The 22,266-nt window shown below is 52.5% G+C and carries 21 protein-coding genes; 16 read left to right on the top strand and 5 right to left on the bottom strand.

Annotation, left to right across the window (positions count from 1 at the left end):
* Window positions 1-182 precede the first annotated feature (182 nt).
* The 5 genes from Q31b_RS13160 to Q31b_RS13135 all read right to left on the bottom strand — a co-directional run bounded on the left by Q31b_RS13160 (window position 183) and on the right by Q31b_RS13135 (window position 5,922).
* Window positions 183-1,349 (bottom strand): iron-containing alcohol dehydrogenase, encoded by a 1,167-nt coding sequence (locus tag Q31b_RS13160; RefSeq protein ID WP_231617543.1) that lies wholly within the window; start codon window positions 1,347-1,349, stop codon window positions 183-185.
* Window positions 1,350-1,428: 79 nt separating this feature from the next.
* Window positions 1,429-2,133 carry a class I SAM-dependent methyltransferase gene (locus Q31b_RS13155; protein WP_231617542.1) on the bottom strand — a complete coding sequence of 235 codons (705 nt, stop codon included), beginning with the start codon at window positions 2,131-2,133 and terminating at the stop codon, window positions 1,429-1,431.
* 215 nt (window positions 2,134-2,348) lie between these two features.
* Entirely contained in the window at window positions 2,349-3,671 is a 1,323-nt protein-coding gene (locus Q31b_RS13150; protein WP_146600159.1) for a hypothetical protein, read from the bottom strand.
* Between the two features lie 405 nt (window positions 3,672-4,076).
* Window positions 4,077-4,820 carry an apolipoprotein acyltransferase gene (locus Q31b_RS13140; RefSeq protein WP_146600157.1) on the bottom strand — a complete coding sequence of 248 codons (744 nt, stop codon included), beginning with the start codon at window positions 4,818-4,820 and terminating at the stop codon, window positions 4,077-4,079.
* Between the two features lie 64 nt (window positions 4,821-4,884).
* Window positions 4,885-5,922: an acyl-CoA dehydrogenase family protein gene (locus tag Q31b_RS13135; RefSeq protein ID WP_231617541.1), complete on the bottom strand. Its 1,038-nt coding sequence runs from the start codon at window positions 5,920-5,922 to the stop codon at window positions 4,885-4,887.
* A 66-nt stretch (window positions 5,923-5,988) separates the two neighbouring features.
* On the opposite strand from Q31b_RS13135, the gene Q31b_RS13130 reads away from it, so the two are divergent.
* The 16 genes from Q31b_RS13130 (at window position 5,989) to Q31b_RS29495 (ending at window position 22,266) form a co-directional block, all read left to right on the top strand.
* The gene (locus Q31b_RS13130; RefSeq protein WP_146600155.1) at window positions 5,989-6,285 is read left to right on the top strand and encodes a hypothetical protein; all 297 of its coding nucleotides are present in this window, start codon (window positions 5,989-5,991) and stop codon (window positions 6,283-6,285) included.
* Window positions 6,286-6,423: 138 nt separating this feature from the next.
* Window positions 6,424-6,699 (top strand): YecH family metal-binding protein, encoded by a 276-nt coding sequence (locus Q31b_RS13125; RefSeq protein WP_146600154.1) that lies wholly within the window; start codon window positions 6,424-6,426, stop codon window positions 6,697-6,699.
* A gap of 11 nt (window positions 6,700-6,710) precedes the next feature.
* Window positions 6,711-7,385 carry a MotA/TolQ/ExbB proton channel family protein gene (locus Q31b_RS13120; protein ID WP_231617587.1) on the top strand — a complete coding sequence of 225 codons (675 nt, stop codon included), beginning with the start codon at window positions 6,711-6,713 and terminating at the stop codon, window positions 7,383-7,385.
* Window positions 7,382-8,287, top strand: a complete 906-nt coding sequence (locus Q31b_RS13115) for a hypothetical protein (protein WP_146600152.1) — start codon at window positions 7,382-7,384, stop codon at window positions 8,285-8,287. The genes Q31b_RS13120 and Q31b_RS13115 overlap by 4 nt, the downstream gene beginning before the upstream one ends.
* The gene (locus tag Q31b_RS13110) at window positions 8,277-8,816 is read left to right on the top strand and encodes a hypothetical protein (RefSeq protein WP_146600151.1); all 540 of its coding nucleotides are present in this window, start codon (window positions 8,277-8,279) and stop codon (window positions 8,814-8,816) included. The genes Q31b_RS13115 and Q31b_RS13110 overlap by 11 nt, the downstream gene beginning before the upstream one ends.
* 483 nt (window positions 8,817-9,299) lie before the next feature.
* Window positions 9,300-10,226 (top strand): exosortase/archaeosortase family protein, encoded by a 927-nt coding sequence (locus tag Q31b_RS13105; protein ID WP_146600150.1) that lies wholly within the window; start codon window positions 9,300-9,302, stop codon window positions 10,224-10,226.
* Window positions 10,227-10,265: 39 nt separating this feature from the next.
* Entirely contained in the window at window positions 10,266-12,527 is a 2,262-nt protein-coding gene (locus Q31b_RS13100) for an exopolysaccharide transport family protein (protein WP_146600149.1), read from the top strand.
* A gap of 10 nt (window positions 12,528-12,537) precedes the next feature.
* The gene (locus tag Q31b_RS13095; protein WP_146600148.1) at window positions 12,538-13,203 is read left to right on the top strand and encodes an exosortase C-terminal domain/associated protein EpsI; all 666 of its coding nucleotides are present in this window, start codon (window positions 12,538-12,540) and stop codon (window positions 13,201-13,203) included.
* A gap of 40 nt (window positions 13,204-13,243) precedes the next feature.
* Window positions 13,244-15,175: a polysaccharide biosynthesis protein gene (locus Q31b_RS13090; RefSeq protein ID WP_146600147.1), complete on the top strand. Its 1,932-nt coding sequence runs from the start codon at window positions 13,244-13,246 to the stop codon at window positions 15,173-15,175.
* A complete protein-coding gene (locus Q31b_RS13085; RefSeq protein WP_146600146.1) occupies window positions 15,172-15,903 on the top strand; it encodes an FkbM family methyltransferase in 732 nt (243 codons plus the stop codon). Before Q31b_RS13090 ends, Q31b_RS13085 begins: the two co-directional genes overlap by 4 nt.
* Window positions 15,900-17,489 (top strand): lipopolysaccharide biosynthesis protein, encoded by a 1,590-nt coding sequence (locus tag Q31b_RS13080; protein WP_146600145.1) that lies wholly within the window; start codon window positions 15,900-15,902, stop codon window positions 17,487-17,489. Before Q31b_RS13085 ends, Q31b_RS13080 begins: the two co-directional genes overlap by 4 nt.
* 193 nt (window positions 17,490-17,682) lie before the next feature.
* Window positions 17,683-18,636, top strand: coding sequence for a glycosyltransferase (locus Q31b_RS13075; protein WP_197171473.1), 954 nt, complete (start codon window positions 17,683-17,685; stop codon window positions 18,634-18,636).
* Window positions 18,637-18,654: 18 nt separating this feature from the next.
* Window positions 18,655-19,659, top strand: coding sequence for a glycosyltransferase family 2 protein (locus tag Q31b_RS13070; RefSeq protein WP_146600143.1), 1,005 nt, complete (start codon window positions 18,655-18,657; stop codon window positions 19,657-19,659).
* The gene (locus tag Q31b_RS13065; protein ID WP_197171471.1) at window positions 19,656-20,705 is read left to right on the top strand and encodes a glycosyltransferase family 2 protein; all 1,050 of its coding nucleotides are present in this window, start codon (window positions 19,656-19,658) and stop codon (window positions 20,703-20,705) included. Before Q31b_RS13070 ends, Q31b_RS13065 begins: the two co-directional genes overlap by 4 nt.
* Entirely contained in the window at window positions 20,702-21,742 is a 1,041-nt protein-coding gene (locus tag Q31b_RS13060) for a glycosyltransferase family 2 protein (protein WP_146600141.1), read from the top strand. Before Q31b_RS13065 ends, Q31b_RS13060 begins: the two co-directional genes overlap by 4 nt.
* A complete protein-coding gene (locus tag Q31b_RS29495; protein ID WP_146600140.1) occupies window positions 21,739-22,266 on the top strand; it encodes a serine O-acetyltransferase in 528 nt (175 codons plus the stop codon). The genes Q31b_RS13060 and Q31b_RS29495 overlap by 4 nt, the downstream gene beginning before the upstream one ends.

The following is a 22,266-nucleotide window of genomic DNA, read 5'->3' as shown; positions in this document are numbered from 1 at the left end:
GCATCTTTTGCCCGAGCATGGAGTCCGGTCGTGAAGCTTGTTTGTCACCCTTCGCGCTTCAATCGTTTGTCCCCATGCATCGCTGCCAAAGGATCAAGGAAGAAGCCTGCGACTCAGCGCACCACTACAAGCCCTCATGGGAAAAGTTCACGACCTAGCCTCTCCTCCACACACATTCGCTCCTACAGGCTTGACTGATAGAGCCCTAGCACATTGTCGTGGCGGAGCGGAACCGGGTTAAACGTGCCCGTCCATTGAGTGAGAGCATCGCCGGTGAGCCTATCAAACGTCTCGGTTGGAATGGATAAATCGCTCAGTTTGGTGGCCATTCCTGCTTCGATCAGCCAATCCGTAACGCGGCAAGCCAATCGATCAGCCGCATTTTCAGGGGACGCGGTGATACCAGAGGCTTGCAAAAGTTCGGCATAGAGGGAGCCCACCACCGGTGCATTCATTCGTATCACAGCTGGCAACATCATCCCTACCGCTTGGCCGTGAATGATGTTAAATCGCGCTGTCAACGGATTGGCGACCGCGTGGGCAGCACCCAACATGGACCTCTCGATCGCCATCCCTGCAAAGTGGGCACCCAACTGCATTTGAGTTCGAGCGGCAAGATTTTGGGGTTCCAAAAGCACCTTAGAAAAACCACTCGAGAGCAATTCAAACGCTCGCTTGGAATACGTCACCGACATCGGATTTCGCCTTCGCGTGACATAGGTTTCGATCGCGTGGGAGATGGCGTCGATTCCGGTTAAGGAGGTCACGCCGGTCGGTTGGGTCAAGGTTAGATTTGGATCAAGGATTGCGATCTTGCAAGCCGCACGAGGGTCACCGCATGGCATTTTTTCATGAGTCTTTGCATCACTGATCAAAGCGAAGGATTGAGCTTCACTGCCGGTCCCTGATGTCGTTGGTATCGCGATCATGGGCAACAATTCGGTCGTCGCTTTTCCCACACCTCGGTAATCGTGAATCGTGCCGCCACAGCAGTACACAAAATTGATTCCTTTACAACAATCCATGCTACTGCCACCCCCAAGCCCGACAAGCAAATCCGGCTTTACTTCCGCAGCGCGCCGAACACCTGCGTCGACCATGTCGGAAGTTGGATTGTCCGAAAAATCGTGAAACGATTCAACGCGAATGCCCTGCTGCTGCAATGACTCTTTTGCCACATCAAAATGGCCTGCTTCAATCAAGCCCGGATCGCTGACAATCATCACCGACCGCGCACCAAGTTCAGCTGCCAATTCGCCGACCCGACGAATCGATCCTTCGCCAAAGACGACTCGCATCCGCCCGGTTATGTCAAAAGGTTGCATTGTATGGCTTAAAGGGTTGGTCATTCAATCGTTGGTAATGGAGATGTACGGTAGACAAATTTTGAAATGAAATTGTAGCAAAAGGGCGAGAGTCCGCCGGTGGTTATTCCTGCTTGGGGAACGCAGCGGGTTGGCCGTACCAGTTGGGGAACAATCCGCTGCGCACGGCCAACAAAACCGCTTTGCCATGCAGATGTTCGGGACCGTGCGTGTAATCCCATTCCAAACGTTCTTCGTACCGTAAAATTCTTAGCCGCCGATCAGGATCAGCCGCCCAGGACGCTAATTGGTTCGGTGAAAAGTAATTGATGACTTCCGCCGCCGTCTCGCTTACCGGTGCGTCACTCAACCTGCCTGGCAGCTGATCGCTACCAGGATCTTCCGTCGTGTGGACCTGGACATACAGGACGCCTCGATCGGTTAACGCTTCGGTCATCCGCTTCCACAACGCTTGAGAGTCGGCCAAAGGGATGTGATCCAAGACCGTCGTGGCGACAATCGCGTCATATGTATTCGGCGGAAGATCGATCTTTCGTACGTCGCTAGCGAGCGTCTCAACACGCTTGAGAACTCCTGCCCGCTCCGCACGCTGGGCAATACGCTCTAATCCTCGAGCACTCAAGTCGACCGCTAGCACTTGATAGCCCGCGATAGCCAGTGCAATCGAATCGCGACCAGCGCCTGCGCCTAAGTCGAGTGCTTTCCCGCCCCCTTTCACTTGATTCAGGTAGGCCGCCAAGCTACCAGAAGGCTTTTCGCCGTAAGCGATATCATCCCGGTCATACGGCTCAAAAAATGGGTCACTCAAGGAACAGGCTCCAAAAAACAGTCATTTCAAATAGGGAAGCCATTAGAACCGCAAAGCAGAGAAAAGCACAACGCGGGTAGCGGCGCTGGCGGGAGCGTCCACTGCAAACGGGACCGACCAACGGGAAGACCCAGCATCCACATGCTAACCAAATTGCAAACATTCTTCTGCGTCGCTTGCCGCGTCCGCACCGCTATCGTGGCTTGCCCCCCAGCCTACGTCTTCGAATTCAAAACATCCAACACCATCTCACAAAGCCGTGACGGTAACGCAGCAGGATCCGCAAAGGTGGCGTCAAATTCGGTTTGGAAAAGGGCAGCCTTCGTTTCCGACTTAAGCCGCTCCATCAAACCGTCCCATTTCGATCGCTCCTCGGGTGTCATTGCCTGATAGCAAACCACGTAAGTTCTCAGTTCGGCGCCGCCTAGCTTTATTCCACCAAAGGCATTCTTCTGATTGTCGTCGTTCGGCTCGACCCAAACGGCGTAAACGAGCATCGGCAAGGGTGGCTGGACGATTGAATCTTCCCACTTAACGGTCTTGTTTTGGTCGTCCCATTTTCCATTGGTTTCGATCGGTTCCGATCCACAATGCAGTAGCACCCGGACCCAATCATCCGGTGCGTATGCATTCAAATAGTCGTCGACCATTATTGATTCTGACAGAACGTCAAACGGGTTCGGCTCTTTTTGATCCGCTTCCGCTGAATCCATGGCCACGTTTTTTTTCCACTCTGCCAATTTCTGTCGGTAGATTTCTGTCGTGCGAAGATAAGCATCAAGCGATGCTTTCGCAGCCGATCTGTCCTTCAGAAAATGGAGTGATTCAGGTATCGGTGCTGACGGTTCGACTCCGAGTTTTGTAGCAAATAATCGCAAAGCGGCATCAGCCATTTTCGAAGCGTCCCCCACCACCATCAAGCGGGCAAGCGACGGCAGATCTTCGAGCGTGATGTACTCTCGTTCAATCAAGTAGTTTGCGACGTAGGCCATCAAGTCATCGCCATTCTCGGTTGTTTCCAATCGAGAGGTTGCTTGAAAGGTCCATAAATACAGGCCGAGATTCTGCAGGTCGTTGCGGACTTCGAATCGCAGCAGCTCATCAACCCTTTGATTCATTTGCGGGTCATCGATTTCGGATGCCATCCAATCGGCAATCAAATCAACAAATCGATCGATACCCGCTTGTCGCTGCTTCAACGGAGTTACAAGGTCAACGTCCGCGCCGAAGCGTTCACGATAGACAAACAATTCACCAAAGGGCGATTCGTAACGTTGATACTCGCCACTTCCGCCGATATCTTGCGGCATTTCGCCAACAAAGCTGCCTCGATAGACAACCTTATTACCGTCCTTTTGATGTTCATGGTCGGCGTAAACCGTATCGAGACGTTTGACGATCTCTTCCGATGGCGAAGTGTTTTGTGGAGGTTCGCTGCTATCCTCAACCCACACCGTTAAGGATCGGTCGATCGAATCGCCTTGGGGAGTCAATTCGACCTCGTAAACCGTTTGAACGCAGCCTGATAACAGTAGCATGGCGAAAGCAGCGAAACCGACCTCTCTCGATCGGCGCCACGAAAAAAGACTCGCCCCGAGGCTACTTTCTCGAGACAACCTCACGCGGCAGGTCGCCCGACTTTTAAGTGCTTGTTTCACAATCGTTTATTCTTGTGTTGTACCTCTCACGGCGCAGTCGGGGTAGGCCGAGCGACGCCCTTTAGGCGTTCGCGAGGGAGGAGGCCCGCGGAGCGCTTGCACGAAGCACATCGTGGAGGCCCCCTCCCGAACGGCGGCTTAACGCCGCGTTCGACCTCCCCCAAGCTTCGCTCGGTGGAGGTGGTTAAGTTGTTGACTCAGCTGGAATGAAACGCCGGACGACCTCTCGGCAGGCAGAAGCCTGGGAACCCGTTTTGCTCGTGGTGAATTTCATCGCTTTCGCCCTCAATGCCTGGGCATGTACAGTTCGGCTCGCTCGTCCGAAAAGATGCGGTACTTGATCCCGTGCCTCCACAATTGAAAGTAGGGCTCAAACGTATCACCCAGCCTTATTTTGTCTTCGAATAGAGGCCACATCAAGTAGTCGCGAAGCATCCAATCACAGGCGATATAGTAATAAGCCCCCTGGAGTGTACGGATCGACGAGTCGTCGTGATCGAATCGAGAGGTCAAGTTCGGGCCGGTATCGCGAAGCTGCATCAGCAGTTCCGCTTTTTCGGAATCGTTGCGGGGGTGCTTCGGTGCGATCCCCTCTAGCACCCGAATCGACGGAATCGGCGCCAGCCTATCACGGAGTTCGGTTGCACCTGCTTGCAATGCCAACTGATGCAAATTGCCCAGCCATTGTTCGCCAAGTTGTTCGACTCGCTGCGGTTGGATCGGCTCAGGATTTCGGACAATAAAATAGGCATCTCGTCCCCCCTCGGGCCGCTCCGGGTCTCCCGCGAATCGAAACAGCAATTCCAATCGATCAAGCAGTCGATTTGCCGTATGGGTTTGTTCGCCCGATGGCATCTTTTCGAACAGCGAATGAAGCCCACTGCCGTCGGGCCGAAAATTCTGAAAGAAACCAATCAATCCATCCTCGGCCTTCAATTCCTCCTGGGGGGGACAGGAGACTGGTGGACAGGAGACCGCGGCTGGAAAGTGGGCCGAGAAGCGATCGACGAGCGTTTTGGAAAGAGTCATTACCATTCGGGGTGTCCGCTGAAAACGTTGTGGCAACCATCGAGATGCCCAGTAACCTTCACGGCTAAGCGATGCCTGCTAATTCACAGAGGTGCGCGTCAGCGATTGGCCGAGGACAACTCCAAACGAGGAAGAACAATGCTTCACGGCACCATCGATTGACCGGGTGACCCGACAAATAGCCTGCGCCCTTGGCTGCCATCAAGGCGGCTTGAGTTGAGTTGAGCACCAATCGATTTGCGCGACCTCGGATATCGGCAACGTCACAATTCGCATCACCACCAACGGCCCTCAATAGCTCCGCTTCAAGACTTCGAAGTGACGATTGCAATTCAGTGGCTGCCGCCTTGAGGTCCTTTCGCTGCTCGGCTTCACGGACAAGATAATCGACGGCGGCTCGCGTGAGCCCGACGGCCAACGTTGACGTTTGTAGCCCTCCAGTGCTTCCGCCTGTACCTGACTTCATCACATTCTCGACGGGGCCAGCAAGCAGCATCGATTCGTCGATCATCACCCGGTCGAATTCCAAACGATCCGTGCAACTAGCCGTCAATGCCATCAATTCGGCACCGGAATGGGGATTCACGCCTGTCGCCGACCGGGGGATGGCAGCCAGGATCTGTTGTCCATCATCCATCGTCGCCCCAACAACATAAACATCCGCGTGCGGAGCTCCGGTAACCCAAGGTGCCATTCCATCCAAACAAAATCCATCTTTGGTTTTTTCAGCCCGCAAAACTGGCTTGACGAGGTGTTGACGACTCGTTGTAAGATGACTAACCCCCACGGTTGCAAATGCTTCACCAGAGATGAGTTTCTTGAGCCAACGGTCGGCCGGTTGCTGATTCTCACTTCCCGCGATGCGGCGAACGGCGCCCATCAATTGGGTGATGATGAAGGTGGTCGTCAAATCGACTTCGGATAGCCGCAAATATCCGTTCGTCTGGTCGACTTCATTCCATCCCAAGCCGCCCCACTGCGAGGGCATGAACCAACGAATCACGCCAGCGTTCGCACAGGCAGCGAGCGATTCCGCAGGCCAATCGCCGACATTTTTCCAGCGTTGGGCAGCGGCCGAAAGCTGTCCACACAGTTCATCCATAGCGTGATCGTCGAGGGAAAAAACAGGTCGCACCGCTGTCATGGCACTCCTATCAAAGTTGGATGAATGAGGAAAAGTGAAAGAAGACGCTTCGTCGCTTGGAAATATAGTCGCTTGGAAATATACCGCAAACCGATGGCCAGTGCCAACGATGCGGAAACCTTTCTCCAATTATCGCCTCGATTGTCCATCGACTCTCCGAGCGGAAAGCGTCTTCGATCTGGGATCAATAGTTGGACCGAGCCAATCGGTGGACGCTTTCAGCCCCGAGAGCTGAGCGTCATTGCCGCAAAGCCGCTAAAAGCGAAATTGATTGATAACCGTTTGAGTACCGCAGTCGCAGTAGCCGATGACATCAAGTGACGGTATTCTGTGTAAAACCGAGCGAATTCGGTTCTACACTCAGTCATCCCCCCCGTGTGATGGAATTTCGCGGCATTGTGGCAAAGTAGGGTGGCGACGTCACGTTACGAAAAAAACTTAAACCTCCAGGAACAAAAGATGAGTGATTCGGCACGACCTTTGGAAGTGGTTGCGAATGAATCGGTTCACGGCCACGATATCATGCAGATGATGGTCGAGTCGGGAAAACGCTACACCAAGGAGAGTTTGCGAGCAGAGATTGTTGAGAAATTTGGCGAACAAACGCGCTATCACACGTGTTCGAAACAGGACATGACCGCTGATGAATTGATCGCCTTCCTGGACACAAAGGGCAAGTTCAATGAAACCTCCGAAGGTTTCACGACAGCCCCTGAGAACATTTGCGAGCACTGATTGTGACAAGCATGCTGCTCGAATTCGCCACGACTTGGTTTACGCCGTTGATCTTGATTTTCGGCGTCTTGCATCTGTTCGTGTTTGCCGTTTTACGGTTCACTGCCGGACGTGACCTTCGCTCTTTGGCCGATTTGTTGGCTCGTTTTACAGACGGGCTGTCTCGCCGTAGTCGGCTCGATTGGCGAGGCCATCTGACAGACCAAGTGGATGCTTTCGTCGAAGATGTGCGTGAAGCCGTCCAAGATCCAAGCGACCGCAAAACGCTTACCAACCGAATCAGTCTGCTCGACGAGAAACGCGACTACCTCGATTCCTATCGCTTTGAGACCGCCTGGAACGTCGCTCGTTCAGGGATCGAAGTCTATCCCTTACTAGGAGTCCTCGGCACCATCTTTGCTTTGTGGTTGGCGATGCGAGAGCCAGCGGGTGATGCGTCGGCAGCCGTCGGGACAATCGTCGAGCGATTTGGATTGGCAATCGACAGTACGTTCGCTGGCTTGGCCACAGCGATCGTGCTCATGATTGTCAACAGCTTCTGTGAAACGCTATTCACGAGGCTGCTGGAAAACCGCCGCGATGTTCGCCAATTGGTTACGGAGGTGAAACGCGACCTGATTGCTTCCGACGTGCGAACAAGTGATCCGACACTCTCTCATTCGAAAGTGGCGAAGGAGTCGATGTGAAGCGTCCATTCGATTTCCTTCGTTCGACCTCGATTCGATTCCAGTTAACGTCGCTGATGGATCTGCTTTTGATCATCGTTTTCGCCCAGTACATGGACTTTAAGCGGATCGACAATCTGACCCAAATTCGCTCTCAAGAAAAGATCGCTGAGACTCGTGAAGAGATCGAGAACGAATACTTAAAGATCGCTTCCGAGCTTGCCCAGACACGCCAACGTTTAATCAATGAGAATGAACAACTTCGCACATCACAAATGCAAGCGGTCGTTATAGCGGAAGAAGCGAATCGGCGTCATGCATTGCTAGAGACGTGGTTGAGAGAGCGTTTCCAGATCGATCCGAATGTGATGCAAACGGAATTATCGCCGCCTGAATCGTCCGACACGCTGCGGGAAGCGGTCGCGACCGCAGCGTCGCTGCAAAGCATCGACAGCACCGAATTGCTGAGGTTTTACGCAGGCTATGACGAGCTTCTCAAACGGGCGGAAATATGGACGCTGCACATATCGGACCGGGGAGACATCGAACTTGATGCCGGCAATCGCCCCGAACAATCACAGAGTTTTCGCTTGGAGGCACGCTCACAAAACGAGCGTGCCGAAGAGTTCATTCGCCAACTCCGAGCCGCCTACTTGCAACTGCCTCAGCCCAAGGGCTTGGTCGTCATTTTGGTGTCCTACAGTCCTCGAGCGATCGCAGGAAACTTTCAGCCCGTGCTCGATGGAATGCCCAAGGCAATCGAGTGGCTCGCAGACGACTCGAGTGAACGAACTCGTTTTGAATATGCTGTGATCGGTGCGATCACCGACCCGAATCGTGACTTGATGGTTACACCATTGCATGATCCAACCGAGAACGACTCAACCAAACCATTAGCCGGGGAGCCCGAAGATGCCAAATAAAAAGCGGAGTCTAATCCCTCGAAGCGTGAAAGTTGTCCCGCTTGCCGCAGCCTCGGCAGTCGTCTTTGTTGCGCTCAGCATGATGGGACTACTCAACTTTAATCCGCCTGGAATGAACGATCCGTCGACGAATGATCCGACGAACGATCAAAACACAGAAGCGACGAACACAGAAGAGGCACCGGTGGGCATCGGAAACCTTGACACCGAAGCGCTGGTGGGGGTCGAGGCCATCCAGCTTGAAGAGCCGAACTTCGAACCGATCCCCGTCGTCGACATTGTCGTGGATGGAGACGAGTATTTGGTCGCGACGAGCAAACACGGCGACCAGTGGATGCGAGAGACATCGACGATCGAACAATTGGTCGAAGCTGCGAAGAACGCGTCCGGCGACGGAGCTGGAATTAAGGTTCGCATTGCTCGTACTTTCTCAGCTACCGCCCAAGCCGAACAAGCGATCGTCTCTGCATTGTCTGCCGCAGATATCCCGGCCGACGCGATCGATCAGCGCCGAACCTTGGTCGAATAGCCCTCATCGATCGTGTGCTTTCTTTTCTGGCGATATCAAAGGGTTGACCCTTTCATCGTGGTGAACGACGGAATGTGGCAACGATAGCTCGGAAGCGATCGTTCTGTTCTCGATCGCGCTACGCGATGCGACGTCATTGCATACGGTTATGAAGAAAACACAAGTCGCTTAATAGCTCGCTATGCATCATAGTCCGTCATTAACGGCTACAAGGTGCCCTCTGTGTGTTTTTGTTAGCGGTAGGTTCCCGCAAGGTTAATACCGTGTGAAAGCGGTTTTCATCCAATTTTGCGCTTCTACAATTGCCTTCGTCGAGTAACCAAAACGACGCCATCTGAACCTCGGGACGATGCCAATCTGGAAAAGTGAGGCTGTCACCGAGGATAGCGAAGCTACGTAAATAGACGATACGACAGCGATCCTTTGAACGCTTCGACTCACTTAGCAAATCGATTTTTGACTCTGCTCTTTCGTAAGTTTTTCATGCAAGAGACAACCCAATTGGGCTCTGTTCCATCAGCCATCCGCTCGCTGTGGAAGCCTGCGCTATGGTTTCTACCGATCGCCATCACCATCTTGTGGACCTATTCTTCGGAGTTGCTCCGGTTGGCGACACAGTGGTGGCAAGATCCTGATTATATCCATGGCTTTCTCGTCATCCCCTTTGCCGTTTACCTGTCATACCGCAGACGCAACATGGTGGATTGGAAGCGGGTCCAAGGAAGCGTTTGGGGGTTGGCATTGATTGGACTTGCGATTGCAATGCAGTGCGTCTCTGCGTATATGACCGATCCGTTGCTAACGCCACTTTCTATTCCTGTTTGCTTGGCCGGGATCTTACTGTTTCTCGGTGGTAAAGAGGTCATTGGGTGGCTTTGGCCGTCGCTAGTCGTGCTTCTGCTGATGATTCCTTTACCGGATTTTATGTCGAGTTGGGGGAACCTTGCGTTACAACGTGTTGCCACGGTAGCGAGCACGTTTCTGCTTCAAGTTTTTGGGGTTCCTGCTGCCTCGTTCGGCAACGTGATCGTTTTAACGAACACCGAGCTTGGCGTCGAGGAAGCGTGTTCGGGTTTGCGGTCTACGGTCCTGTTTATGGCGGTCAGTGTTTGTGCTGCGATGGTGGTCAAGGGGGTCCCCGAGCGGATCGTGGTGATTTTAGCAGCGATACCTGCGGCAATCTTGTCCAACGTCATTCGGATCGTCGCCACGGGACTGCTGTATCAATATTCCGATGCCGAGTTTGCTGAGGCGGTCTTCCACGACTTTTTTGGGTTCCTGATGCTACCGCTTGCTACCGCGATGGTTTGGGCAGTGGTGCGACTAACCCAAGCGATTTTGATTCCACAGCCTACGGATGTACCGCTCCAGTTCGGCGATGCCGATTTCACCGCCCACACTGTGGCCTAGGTTTCCAGCCTGTGATGCCAGAACGGACAGGACTTTTTCATGATTTCTTCTCCTGAAGATCGCGGCGTTATCCCTTCCCCACCTACGATCGTCAGTGGTCATCGTGGAACGGTGATCGCTGCACAAAGTGGTTCGGAGTTCCAGCCATTGGATTTACTGCATGCCATCCGCCGACGCGGTTGGATGGGGTTTCTGATCGGGTTACCGTTATCGGTTGCCTTGGCGGTGGGCGTCTTCATGACGCAGAAACCCGTCTTTCGGGCGTCCGCATTGTTACAACTATCTGCTACAGAAAACAATTTGGTGTTCGATCGACGCGATATCGACGACTTCGAGATCTTCCAAGGCACTCAGAAAGAACTTGTTCGAAGTCGGATGGTTCTGACCGCTGCACTACGAGACCCGCGTTTGAGCACTTCGAGCGTCATTCGTGATCAAGACAGGCCTGTTGATTGGATGTTGCGAAACCTTTCGGTCTCAATTCCTCCGCAAACGGAGATCATGAACGTTTCCATTGTCGCACCTCAAAATGCGGACCCCGTTAACCTCGTCAATGCAACGGTGGAGGCCTACATGGTGGAGGTGGTCAACCGAGAACGCGATAGTCGGCAGCGACGTCTCGACGGGATTGAAAGGGTGCTCGAGGAGAAACAGGCCGAAATTCGGCGGAAACGAAACGAACTAAAGTCGTTGGCTGAGCAGTTGGGTACCGGCGATTCCGAAACGCTCTCGATTCGTCAACAATTCTTGGTTCAAGAACTCGGCTCGTTCCGACGTCAATTGATTGAATTGCAATCTCGCCACTGGAGTCTCGATAGTGAAGAAAAGTCATTGCAAATGGCCATCGAGAACGCGAAAGCAAACGTCGCAGCTGCCGAAGCAACCTCAGCGGGCGTCGCGACCGATGAGACATCCGAAACCTATGTGGTCAGTAGCGACGAAATTGAGTCCGCTCTACTGAACGACTCGGTCTACTTGTCACTCCTTCGTGACAAGTTAACGACTTTGCGTTTGGACGCGGAAGCAGAATCTGCTTTCAAAACGAAACACGATTCCCCTTATGAACGGGTTAATGAACGAATTGAAGAAGAACTGGTCGCTCGTCGCCAAATGATCAAAGAGGAACTCGGAGCTCTCGAACCACTGCGTAGACGCGAGCAGTCGCGACTCGATCTGGTCGCTAAAAACCGACGACTTCTCGAAGTCAAAGCGGAGCTTGAAGTCCTCGCCGATTTAGAAGAGCGAATCGCGGTTCAAGAGCAGACACTACGCGAGGAGTTCGAGAAAGTCGGTAATAAGTCGATCGACGTCGAAATGATGCGCAGTGAGATCCAACAACTCGACGCAGTCATGGCCAATGTGGCACAGCAACGCGAAGAGCTAAAGGTTGAATTGCGTTCGCGGCCACGAGTTGAGGTGCTTCGAAATGCCGAAGACTTGGAGCCAGCCGAATTTACAAAACGCGTCGGCTTGGCTGGGGTTTCTGGCATAGCTGCCCTGGCACTGCCGCTTGTCTCGCTCGTCTTGTTGGATCTGTCGAAACAGCGGGTCAATAGTTCTGCCTTGCTGACATCACGGACTGGATTAGACATCATCGGCACGTTGCCGGTGATTCCACCAACCGTCATTCGCAATCTACGTAATCCGAGAAACAAACGCTCGCTCTATTGGCAAGCGACGCTCACCGAATCGATAAAGCGAATTGCTAATCGCTTGGTCAATCGCTATCAAAATGAAAGTGGACAGCATTTGGCGTTGGTCACCAGCGCAAATCGAGGCGAAGGCAAAACCACATTGGCTAGCCAATTGGCTCGCAACATCGCCTCGATGGGTCGGACCGTTATTTTGGTGGATCTCGATTTGCGTCACCCTGTCGCTCATCGACTCTATTCGGTCGACCTTTCGCCCGGTGTCTGTGAAGTGCTTCGTGGCGAACAGGATTTGAAGGCGTCTATCCAACCGACATCCATCGACGGCCTATCGGTCTTGCCCGCTGGGGAGTGTTGCCGCAATTCGCTGCAAGCACTCGGACGCAATAAAGCGGTGCCAATGTTCTTTCGTGAATTAGCATCCATGGCTGATGTTGTGATTATCGATGGTTGCCCCGTCTTAACCTCGGCCGACGTCAGTTACGTCGCACCGCATGTCGATACCATTGTCTTTTCCGTCCATCGAGACATCAGCCGTGTACGCGATATCAAACATGCCGTCGACCTGATCCGTGCATCGGGAACTCCGGTCGCAGGCGCAGTGGTGATCGAACGAGCCACCGTTTCTCACGACGTGTCAAATCTCCACTAGGAAAGAAGCAATGACTAAGCGGGCTATTCTAACGATCGCACTTCTAATCCTTGGAAATGTCGCAATCGGACACATCCGTAGCGGCTACTCAAAGGGGCAAGTCGTTCCACCCGAGAAAGAACTGGGGCAAACGTCTCTGCAACTCGGCAATTGGGTTGGCAAGGAGCTACCGGCCGATGATCGAATACGTGACGTTTTGCGTGCCCAGGATGGTATTGACCGTGTCTACTTAAATGAATCGGGCGAAAACGTACTCGTGCATGCGGTTTGGACGGATGACTACATCCGTTTGCATTTTCCTCAGCAATGTTATCGGGAAGCGGGCTGGGAACTTCGTGATTCCGAGGATGTTTTGATCCAGTGCGCTAGCGGAGCGGAGTTCAACGCGAAGGTGCTTCGCTTTAGCCAAGCGGGGCGCAATATTCAAGTGCTGTATTGGTTCCAACTCGGCGAGAACATTTTCCTGGACCGCGTCCAACATCGATTGTTGCGGCGAAAGGTTTGTTGGGGACAAACGCATTGGCCACCTCTGATGAAGTTCATGCTTGAAACTTCTGATACGGGCCTCGGTCGCTCCGAAGCCTTCCTCAGCGACTTGGCGGGGCGGTTGCACGATGTGATTTTGGTGTCTGAGTCAACCCCCCATCCGACTGCAAACCCAACGGCCGCAAATTGATATTAGATCTGAACCTTTTCGATGGAAGCGATTTAGCGAGATGATCCAAAACCTAGTAACACAAAAAGAAGATGCAAATTTCAATTCGGAATTTGAGTCTCGTTGGGCCACCAATGGGATTGCACTTAGAACGCTGCTTGCCTATCGCGTGGTACTCCTCTCCGCAATCCATCTCCTCTTGTTTTGTCTCGCCTACGCAATGGCGTTTGCAATTCGTTTTGACCTTGTAATACCCGAACACTACAGGATTGCGTTTTGGGTGACGATGCCGGCGGTCGTTTCGACGAAACTCGCCGTGTTTTTTCTGTCAGGACAACTTCATGGATGGTGGAGGATCGTCACGTTTCGCGACATGATCGCGATTAGTTTGACCTGTTTAGCGTCGCTTTCATTGTTTGCTGCGGCAGCTTTTTTTAGCAACAGCCTAAGCATTCCAGGATCCGTCGTGATCTTGGACGCGGTACTGACGATGGTCATTGTGGGCGGGCTTCGGTCGAGTTGCCGTGTCTTCTTAGAGATGGTTCGCCCTCAATTGGTCTCGGACCAATACACACCCGCAATCATGATTGGAACGGACCCGGAGACCGTATTTTTGGCAGGCCAAATTCAGTCGTATGGGCGATTGCCGATGCGGATTTGCGGCTTGGTCAGTGCCACGAGCACACCCCATCCACGATTGATGGGCGGGTTTGCGGTGCTAGGAACTCTAGATCAAATTGACAAGATCGTTCGCAGTCAAGCGATTCATACGGTCCTGGTTCATACTGATTTGTTGTCTGGCAAAACGATGCGAAAATTGATGGATGTTTGCCGAGATCTAAATGTCAAATTGCAGATTGTCCCGCGTTTTGAGCAACGGATGCACGGCAATGGGATGATCCCAACACGTGACATCAATATCGACGATCTACTGGGCCGACAACCGGCCGAGTTGGATCTAGAGAACATCCGTGAATTGATCGAAGGACAAAGGGTTTTGGTAACGGGTGCAGGCGGTAGCATTGGATCAGAGATATGTCGACAATTGATTCGCTTTTCGCCTGAATTGCTGGTTTTGCTCGGAAGGGGTGAAAATCGAATCTATCAGATCGAGCAGGAACTATTGTCGCGTCGTGGCACGACCAAATTGGAAACCGTCATTGCCGACATACGTGATCGTTCGCGAATCGATGATGTGTTCGCTGAGTTCTCGCCGCAAGTCGTCTTTCACGCGGCCGCTCACAAGCATGTACCGTTGATGGAACGCAATGTTCGCGAAGCGGTGGTTAACAATATCACCGGTACGCAGAACGTCGCCGACGCCGCCGACAAGTATGAAACGTCGCGATTTGTAATGATTAGCAGTGACAAAGCCGTTCGACCGACCAGTGTAATGGGTGCGACGAAACGGGTCGCCGAGTTGTACATTCAATCGATCGCGACCCGTTCGGCGGCGCGATTCATGACCGTTCGGTTTGGCAATGTGCTCGGCTCGGCCGGAAGTGTCGTGCCGCTATTCAAACGGCAAATTCGCGATGGCGGGCCCTTGACGATTACCGATGAAAAGATGACGCGGTTCTTTATGACGATCCCCGAAGCATCAAAATTGGTTCTGCAAGCGGCTTCGATGGGCCACGGTGGTGATTTGTTTGTGCTGGATATGGGGACACCGATTCGGATTGTCGATCTCGCTCGCGATATGATTCGTTTGTCGGGTCTTCCAGAAGGCGCGATCGAGATCGTCTATTCTGGGATCCGCCCCGGTGAAAAGCTGTACGAAGAGTTGGCAGACAATGAAGGTGAGATTTCGCAAACGGACCATCCCAAGATCATGTCGATTCAACCACTCGAATATTCCAACGGTGCTCTTCAGGAACTGATCCGTCAATTGACATCTCAGCGCACTTCGGTGGCCGAGATTCGCCGTCTACTAATGTCCCTTGATCGCCAGCAAGAATTCGAACCTGAGCTAACTACGGAAGTACTTGTATGATCCAATGCCTCAAAAAACGTTTCAATCCTAGACCGGTAGCACCACCGACCGAAAGTGAATGCCACATCCGCCGCGATTGGCTACTCGATACCAAACGATTACTTGGTGGTTGCTGCAATGGAATCGTTATCGACGGTGGTGCCTTTAAAGGCGACGTTGCGGACCGAATGAGCCGCGTTTTTTCGAATCAGCAAATTCATGCGTTCGAACCGAATGGCGAACTTTTTGAGAGCATGAAATCGCGGTTTGCGGACAATCAACGTATCGTCTGTCATCACGCAGCGTTGTCCAGCCAGGAAGGTACGGCTACGTTTCATGTCACGGCTCGTCCCGATTGCGCCAGCCTTTACCAACCAGGACAGCCCGCAAAGCAGTGGCATCCTGAGGCAATGGGCTTTGATCGTAACGAAGAGGTCGAAACCGTACGGATGGATACGTTGTTTTCTGGCCAATCGATCGATCTGATGAAATTGGATTTGCAAGGATATGAATTGGAAGCCCTGCGGGGGGCGGGCAGCGTCTTGAAGCAGACAAAGGTCATTGTTGCGGAGGTCTCGTTCGTTGAATTTTACAGCGGTCAGCCGTTGTTCTGCCAAGTCAGTGAGTATCTAAGGCAACACCACTTTCGACTCTTCTACCTGTCCGATGTGTGGCTTCGCCCTGAAGGACAAATCACGCAAGCCGATGCGATGTTTGTCAACGAAAAGCATTTTCCTTCTATCGCATGACACAAACCACCAACCGAGTTCCTGTCAGTAAGAAGTTGGTATCTATCAACGCACTCAGTGCGTTGATAGCGCACGCCTGCAATTTTGCGATCCTGTTGTGGGGCAACCAATACTTGCTTAGCCACGTTTCGCCAGCAGAAATGGACTTACTGCCGGTGGTCATGGGCGTCGTCGCTTTTTCGCCACTGATGACAACCGCGTTGACTGCGGGGCTCGGACGGTATGTGGTGGAGGCATACTCTCAATCGGACGACGAAAAGATAACACGTCTTGTTTCGAGTATTGTTCCGGTCTACCTGCTCGTCGCAATGGTGTTGGTCGCCATCATGACGGTCTTTTGTACTTTAGCCCCCAAACTATTGAATGTTGCCTCAGATCATATCGCCGACGTTCGATTCATGCTGGTGATTGTCTTCTTAGGAATGACACTACGTTTACTCGCGACTCCGTTTTCGGTTGGACTATACGTTTGCCAGAAACAGGTTTTGCAGAATGTGATTTTGATGGGGGGGGCTTTGATCAGTGCCGCCAGCATGTTGTGGTTGATGTTGGGGATTGGACCTCAAGTGAAATGGTTCATCGTCGCCCAATTTGCAGGAACGGTGTTCAACGTCATGGCAACCCTGATTGTCTCTTGCCGATTGCTTCCTTCGCTGCGTTTCCGAGTGGATTGGATTGACTTTGGATCGTTGAAGGGAATGTTTGCGTTCAATAGTTGGACGCTGGTTCGGCAAACATCGGCGAGCGTACGAGCTGGCAGCATTCCCTTTCTGCTCAATGCCTTCGCAGCTCCGGGGCAAGCAACAGCTTTCTACATTGGCAGTTTGCCAGATCGCCAGATCAAAGAAGTTTCGTCAAAAATATTTAGTCCGTTGGAAACGCCAATGATTGCCATGTTTGCGACTGGGAACCAAACCGGATTGGCCAACGCCTACTTGCGAGGTAATCGCTTGATGCTGTGGATCTCGATGCTGGCTGCGACCCCATTGATGGTGTTCGCCTCGGAGACCATTGACCTCTATACCCATGGAACGATTCCTGACGCGGCTTTGGTCTTATTCATCACGATGTTGATTCTGCCAATCCAAATGGCCAATGGAATGTTGGGGCCATTGGTTCATGCTCATGCTCGACCCGATGCGTTGGCCAAAACGATGGCGGTCACGGATTTCATCACTCTATTGGTTTCAGGAGTCTTGCTGCTCAGCACTGGACTGGGTGCGAAGGCGGTGGTGATAGCGATCGCGGTTGGCATCGTCATTTTTCATCCGCTGCTCTGGTGGAAACTTGGACGAACGTTGGCGGAAGTCACCTTTACGAAGTGGGCTTGGGAATCGTTGATTCCAGGAATGGTTCCCGCATTGGCGTGTGGCAGTGTCCTTATATGTTTGAAGTGGACAATGAGCCCGTCGAGTTGGTTTGAGCTTGGAACCATGACCTTCATGGGAATGATCGTTTACTTTGTTGCAATAGAACGATCGCTACGTCCTGCCGATCGTACGGATCTAAAAAACGTTTTCACTAGGCTGTTGCCATCGTTACAGCACGACAAGAAACTCGATACGGTTGTGACCAAACCGCAGTAGGCCAAAAGGAGCAAGACCATCGGTAGAAAATCGATCTCCTTCGGGTCCTCACGGTTCCACCGATTCCCAAAAAAGACATACCGGAAACTGGTTTCTGTCGGATTCAAAGGAGCATCGGGCGATATGGTTTTGGACAAAATGGCATCAAATGATATTGGAGCAGACCGCGAGTCGACGCTGCTATCGATTTCGGATGGAAGACTTAAACGAAGAGATCGTCAATCAATTGCTCGATCTGATTGGGGTATCCGTATTGATGCAAACCATGAATAGAGATTCAACCGTCGCCATGTCCAACCAACAAACCCTTTCATTCACCGCGATCGTAGTGACATTCAACGAAGAACGTCGCTTGAAGGACTGCTTAGACAGCCTTGGGTTCTGCGATCAACGGGTCGCCGTTGATATTGGATCCGAGGATCATTCCGTGGCGATCGCTCAGAAATGCGGTGCGGAGTGTCGGACGCATGCGAAAGTTCCCTTTGGCGAAAAAGTCTTGCCTGCGGTTGTACCAACCGCCGATCATGATTGGATCCTTCGACTCGATCCTGACGAAGTCATTCCCGACGAATTGGCAGAACAAATTCGCGAAACGGTTGCCAATGCGGATTCAAACGTCGCCTCGATTCAATTGCCACATCATTACTATTTTCGTGGCAAACGCCTTCACACCACGCGTTGGGGCAAAGTTCAATACATGACTAGAATCTTTCATCGGGACCGAGTCGAATGGCGTGTGCATGTGCATAGCGGCGTCGTGGCACCAAAGCCTGGCTATAGCCAAATTCGGATCGCTGCGACGCAAACCAATCCGGTCCGCCATTATTGGATCGATAGTTACCGCAGTCTGTTTGAAAAACACCTTCGCTACATTCGTCATGAAGGCGAGGCTCGCTATGCTCGACAAGAGCGATTTTCTTGGACCCAAATGCTGCGAGATGTCTACCAAGCTCTCCGAGAGAACTTGATTGGCACCCGAGCGATTTTCGATGGGCCGACACCAATCTTCTTAAGTTTTTTCTATGCCTGGTACGTCAAGATGAGCCATCTGTCACTACGAAAGTATGAACGGCAAGTCAACAAAGGAAAGATCGGAGCGGCGAATCGTAGCGGCGTTGATGTCGATCATAGCTCACCGCAAGCCTGAAATCTTCAAGGAAACGACATGTTGACACCTGAGCTTCCTGAACCGTTGACTCCGCTATTGGGATGGATCGCATCGGCTGAGCCTAAGCCAGTTTTGCATCCACAATCGTGGGGCAACCACTTGCCACGAATCAGTATTGTGACCCCTAGTTTCAATCAAGCCGAATTTATTGAATCGACGATTCGATCGGTTTTGCTGCAAGGCTACCCAAACTTGAACTACATCGTGATCGACGGTGGTTCGTCGGATCACACCGTCGAGATCCTCCAGCACTATCATGATCATCTTTCCTACTGGGTGAGCGAACCCGATCGCGGCCAAAGCCATGCGATCAACAAGGGAATGGCGATCGCCGATGGCGACGTCTGCGGTTGGCTATGCAGTGACGATCTCTTTGCCACCGGGGCTTTGATCAAAATCGGCGACTATCTCGCTCGGCATCCTGAATGCGAATGGCTGGCCGGCGACGGCGAATTCATTCATTCTGAAACCAACGAAGTCGAGCGGTTTGAAGCGGGGATACGTTCGTCGGAGGCTCTTCTAGAGTATTGGCGATACGGTGCGCCCGGGTACTTTTTACCTCAACCATCAACGTTTTGGAGTCGAGTTCTCTGGGACCATGTCGAAGGACTGCGTGAAGACAATCATTTGGCGATGGATTACGAACTGTGGCTTCGATTTGAAGAGCTTACGAAGCTGCACCGACTGAAAGACGTGCTTTCGATGAGTCAATTGCATAACGACTGCAAGACGCAAAGTCGGCGGTCCGAACAGTGTCAAGAAATGATGCGGTGTGCCTACGAAGCATCGCTGCGTCGCGGTCAACCGCGATATCGACTCAGTTTGAAACTGTTGAGCCATTGGCTGCTCCGCTGGCGACTTGCTCGCTCGCGGCGACATCTGGCGTCTGCTGAATTCGGCGAAGCAGCGGCAGAATTGGTCAAGGCGATCAAAGCACCATTACAGGTTTGGCACGAACCGAGCCGGATGGCTGCTCTGGAATGGAATGCTGGTTCCCAATGACAAATACCCCTTCGATTAGCGTCGTGATTCCTGCCTACAATGCAGCCGCAACGGTTGGCGATGCGATTCGGTCGGTGTTAGACCAATCGCTGCAGCCGAATGAGATCATTGTGATTGATGATGGCAGTTCGGACGATACCGCGAGGCAAGTTCAGGCATTCTCGACGATGGTTCGCTTGGTTCACCAGCCGAATGCAGGGCCGGCGGCGGCACGAAACCGCGGCATTGCCGAAGCGAACTCGGATTGGGTCGCTTTTCTTGATGCCGATGATTGTTGGTACCCGGAAAAGTTAGCTCGCCAAGCGATGTTAATCTTGAGATCGCCCGACGTCGATATCGTGTTTTGCGACTGGTATGAGAAAGATCGCTGTGGGACCGTAACCGATCGCGGATCGACCAGTCCGGCCAGCCGGATGAACCCGAAGGATTGCCGTCCGGTCGAGATTGGAGAGGGTGGCTCTGTGCTGACCGGTGACGTCTTTTCCGCTTTGCTTTCAACATATTTCCTTCATACCAACACCCTTCTCATACGATCAAGCTTGCTGCAACAAAACGGTTTTGATACCGCCTTTCGGTGGGGCGAAGATTGGTTGTTAGCTCTCGATTTGGCATACCATGGAGCAACGTTTGGTTATGTGGATGAAGTGTTGACGGAATACCGCAATCGGGAGAATAGCATTTGCACGAATGCAAATTTTCGAACCGTGGCGGATCGATATGCGTCGAGCACAGCGCCGTTAATGCGTTATGGACCCTTGACTCTTAAGCAACGGATTCGTTTGTATCCGAGGATTCGGATGGCAGGTCGAAATTTGGGGATCCGTTTTCACGACGAAAAAAGAGATTCAGCGAGTGCTCGTTCTATTTGGAGAGAGACTGCAATGTGGCAACCGATCGTGCCACACCTTCCGACGCTGGTGCAGTCAATACTTCCACCAGGGACTCTGGATGTTGCTCGCTCCACAAAAGCTTTTCTAATCCGAACGTTCTTCGATAATAAAGTCACTACAACAAAGTCCTTCGAACTTCAGTCAAAACTAAAATGATTCCTGCAAACGATTCCCCGTCGTTGTCGGTTAGTGTTCTGGTTACAAGCTATCGGCGACCGAAATACTTGGCAGCATGCTTGCGATCGATTGATGCACAAACGGTTCCTCCAACCCAAGTCGTCGTGGTCATGCGAGACGAGGACTTAGAAACCCAACAAACGGTTCGTCAATTGCAAGCTCAATTCCAACGCCTGCCGATTGAGGCTGTGATCGTCACCCAACCGGGCGTGATCGCGGCAAACAATGCGGCTTTTCCGCTACTTGAAGGCGATGTCGTCGCCTTTCTAGACGACGATAGTACCGCGCCGGAGAGATGGATTGAAAACCTACTCGACAACTATCGTGATCCCTCGGTCGGAGCGGTTGGCGGGCGGATCATCAACCATCTCAACAACCAAGTGCTCTACAGCGATATGGAATTCGATCCCCATTGTCAACGCATCGACCGATTCGGTCGCCCACACGGCGGACAAATGTATCCTTTCGATGGCAAATGGAATGTCGAATCGCTAACAGGATCGAACATGAGTTTCCGGCGAAGTCTGCTGGCAAAATGCGACGAGACACTGTTCGGTGATGGCTTTCGATACGAACTCGATTTGTGCCTGCTCGTCATTCGCTCAGGGTATCGAGTCTTGCTTGATGCGGAGTCGGTGAACGAACATTGGTGTGCTCCGAGAAAGCAAGGTCCGCAGCGAAAAGATACCAAGGTGGTCGAAGCCCATTCGCGATACAACGAGGATTATGTGTTGGCGAAACACGGACGTAGCGTCTGGTGGGTGCTGTCGAGGCGTCTCGTTGTCCGTTTTCCCAGAGACGTTATCGCTCGACTACGCGGCCAAGAAAACTATCCGATCCGTTATCTGCGTTCTGCCCTGCTAGGCTGGGGACGAGGAATGACAATCGGCAGATCGATTCGACGTCACCAGCTTGATCAATTGCTGTGGGGCGATCCGGTACACAACCGAACTGCGGACTTGAAACGTTCGTCAACAACCCGGTTGATGCTGACCGAAAGTTTGAGTGACCATTGATCACCGCGGACGCACGAGCAATCGGAGTGGAAAGCTATCTCGGCATGGCGAAGGCTTATTGGGTCAACCCGGGATTTCGTGCCGTGCTCTTATTTCGTGTCGCAAGCGGACTTGCAAAGCGAGGGATACCGTTTCTACCAGGTTGGATTCGCAGCCATACGGTATCGAGCACTGGAGCCGATCTCTCGCCGCAAGCCATCATCGATTCCGGTTTGGTGTTGCCACACCCTGTTGGCGTCGTGATTGGAAGTGGTGCAATGCTCGGCAAGAACGTTTTCTTGTTCTCGGGTGTGGTCATCGGGCAACGCGAAACGGGTGCATGGCCGACACTCGAGGATGGCGTAAATGTCTATGCGGGTGCAAAAGTGCTGGGGAAGGTTCGTGTTGGCAAGGACGCAAAAGTCGGAGCCAACGCCGTCGTGATCAATGACGTCGATCCACACACGACCGTGGTTGGAATTCCCGCAGAAAAAGTCAACGCGGAATCGGAGAAATCACATTCAAAAAAACGACTGCACCAATAA

Origin of the sequence: Novipirellula aureliae (assembly GCF_007860185.1) — a bacterium.
GTDB classification, from domain to species: Bacteria; Planctomycetota; Planctomycetia; order Pirellulales; family Pirellulaceae; genus Novipirellula_A; species Novipirellula_A aureliae.
This window is presented reverse-complemented; position numbering and strand designations above follow the sequence as displayed.

Coding starts and splice junctions, on each gene's coding strand:
- Q31b_RS13160 (WP_231617543.1), bottom strand. CDS start 1,349: ATGACCAACCCTTTAAGCCATACAATGCAACCTTTTGACATAACCGGG.
- Q31b_RS13150 (WP_146600159.1), bottom strand. CDS start 3,671: ATGCTACTGTTATCAGGCTGCGTTCAAACGGTTTACGAGGTCGAATTG.
- Q31b_RS13140 (WP_146600157.1), bottom strand. CDS start 4,820: ATGACTCTTTCCAAAACGCTCGTCGATCGCTTCTCGGCCCACTTTCCA.
- Q31b_RS13135 (WP_231617541.1), bottom strand. CDS start 5,922: ATGGATGAACTGTGTGGACAGCTTTCGGCCGCTGCCCAACGCTGGAAA.
- Q31b_RS13130 (WP_146600155.1), top strand. CDS start 5,989: ATGAGGAAAAGTGAAAGAAGACGCTTCGTCGCTTGGAAATATAGTCGC.
- Q31b_RS13125 (WP_146600154.1), top strand. CDS start 6,424: ATGAGTGATTCGGCACGACCTTTGGAAGTGGTTGCGAATGAATCGGTT.
- Q31b_RS13120 (WP_231617587.1), top strand. CDS start 6,711: ATGCTGCTCGAATTCGCCACGACTTGGTTTACGCCGTTGATCTTGATT.
- Q31b_RS13110 (WP_146600151.1), top strand. CDS start 8,277: ATGCCAAATAAAAAGCGGAGTCTAATCCCTCGAAGCGTGAAAGTTGTC.
- Q31b_RS13105 (WP_146600150.1), top strand. CDS start 9,300: ATGCAAGAGACAACCCAATTGGGCTCTGTTCCATCAGCCATCCGCTCG.
- Q31b_RS13100 (WP_146600149.1), top strand. CDS start 10,266: ATGATTTCTTCTCCTGAAGATCGCGGCGTTATCCCTTCCCCACCTACG.
- Q31b_RS13095 (WP_146600148.1), top strand. CDS start 12,538: ATGACTAAGCGGGCTATTCTAACGATCGCACTTCTAATCCTTGGAAAT.
- Q31b_RS13090 (WP_146600147.1), top strand. CDS start 13,244: ATGATCCAAAACCTAGTAACACAAAAAGAAGATGCAAATTTCAATTCG.
- Q31b_RS13085 (WP_146600146.1), top strand. CDS start 15,172: ATGATCCAATGCCTCAAAAAACGTTTCAATCCTAGACCGGTAGCACCA.
- Q31b_RS13080 (WP_146600145.1), top strand. CDS start 15,900: ATGACACAAACCACCAACCGAGTTCCTGTCAGTAAGAAGTTGGTATCT.
- Q31b_RS13075 (WP_197171473.1), top strand. CDS start 17,683: ATGGAAGACTTAAACGAAGAGATCGTCAATCAATTGCTCGATCTGATT.
- Q31b_RS13070 (WP_146600143.1), top strand. CDS start 18,655: ATGTTGACACCTGAGCTTCCTGAACCGTTGACTCCGCTATTGGGATGG.
- Q31b_RS13065 (WP_197171471.1), top strand. CDS start 19,656: ATGACAAATACCCCTTCGATTAGCGTCGTGATTCCTGCCTACAATGCA.
- Q31b_RS13060 (WP_146600141.1), top strand. CDS start 20,702: ATGATTCCTGCAAACGATTCCCCGTCGTTGTCGGTTAGTGTTCTGGTT.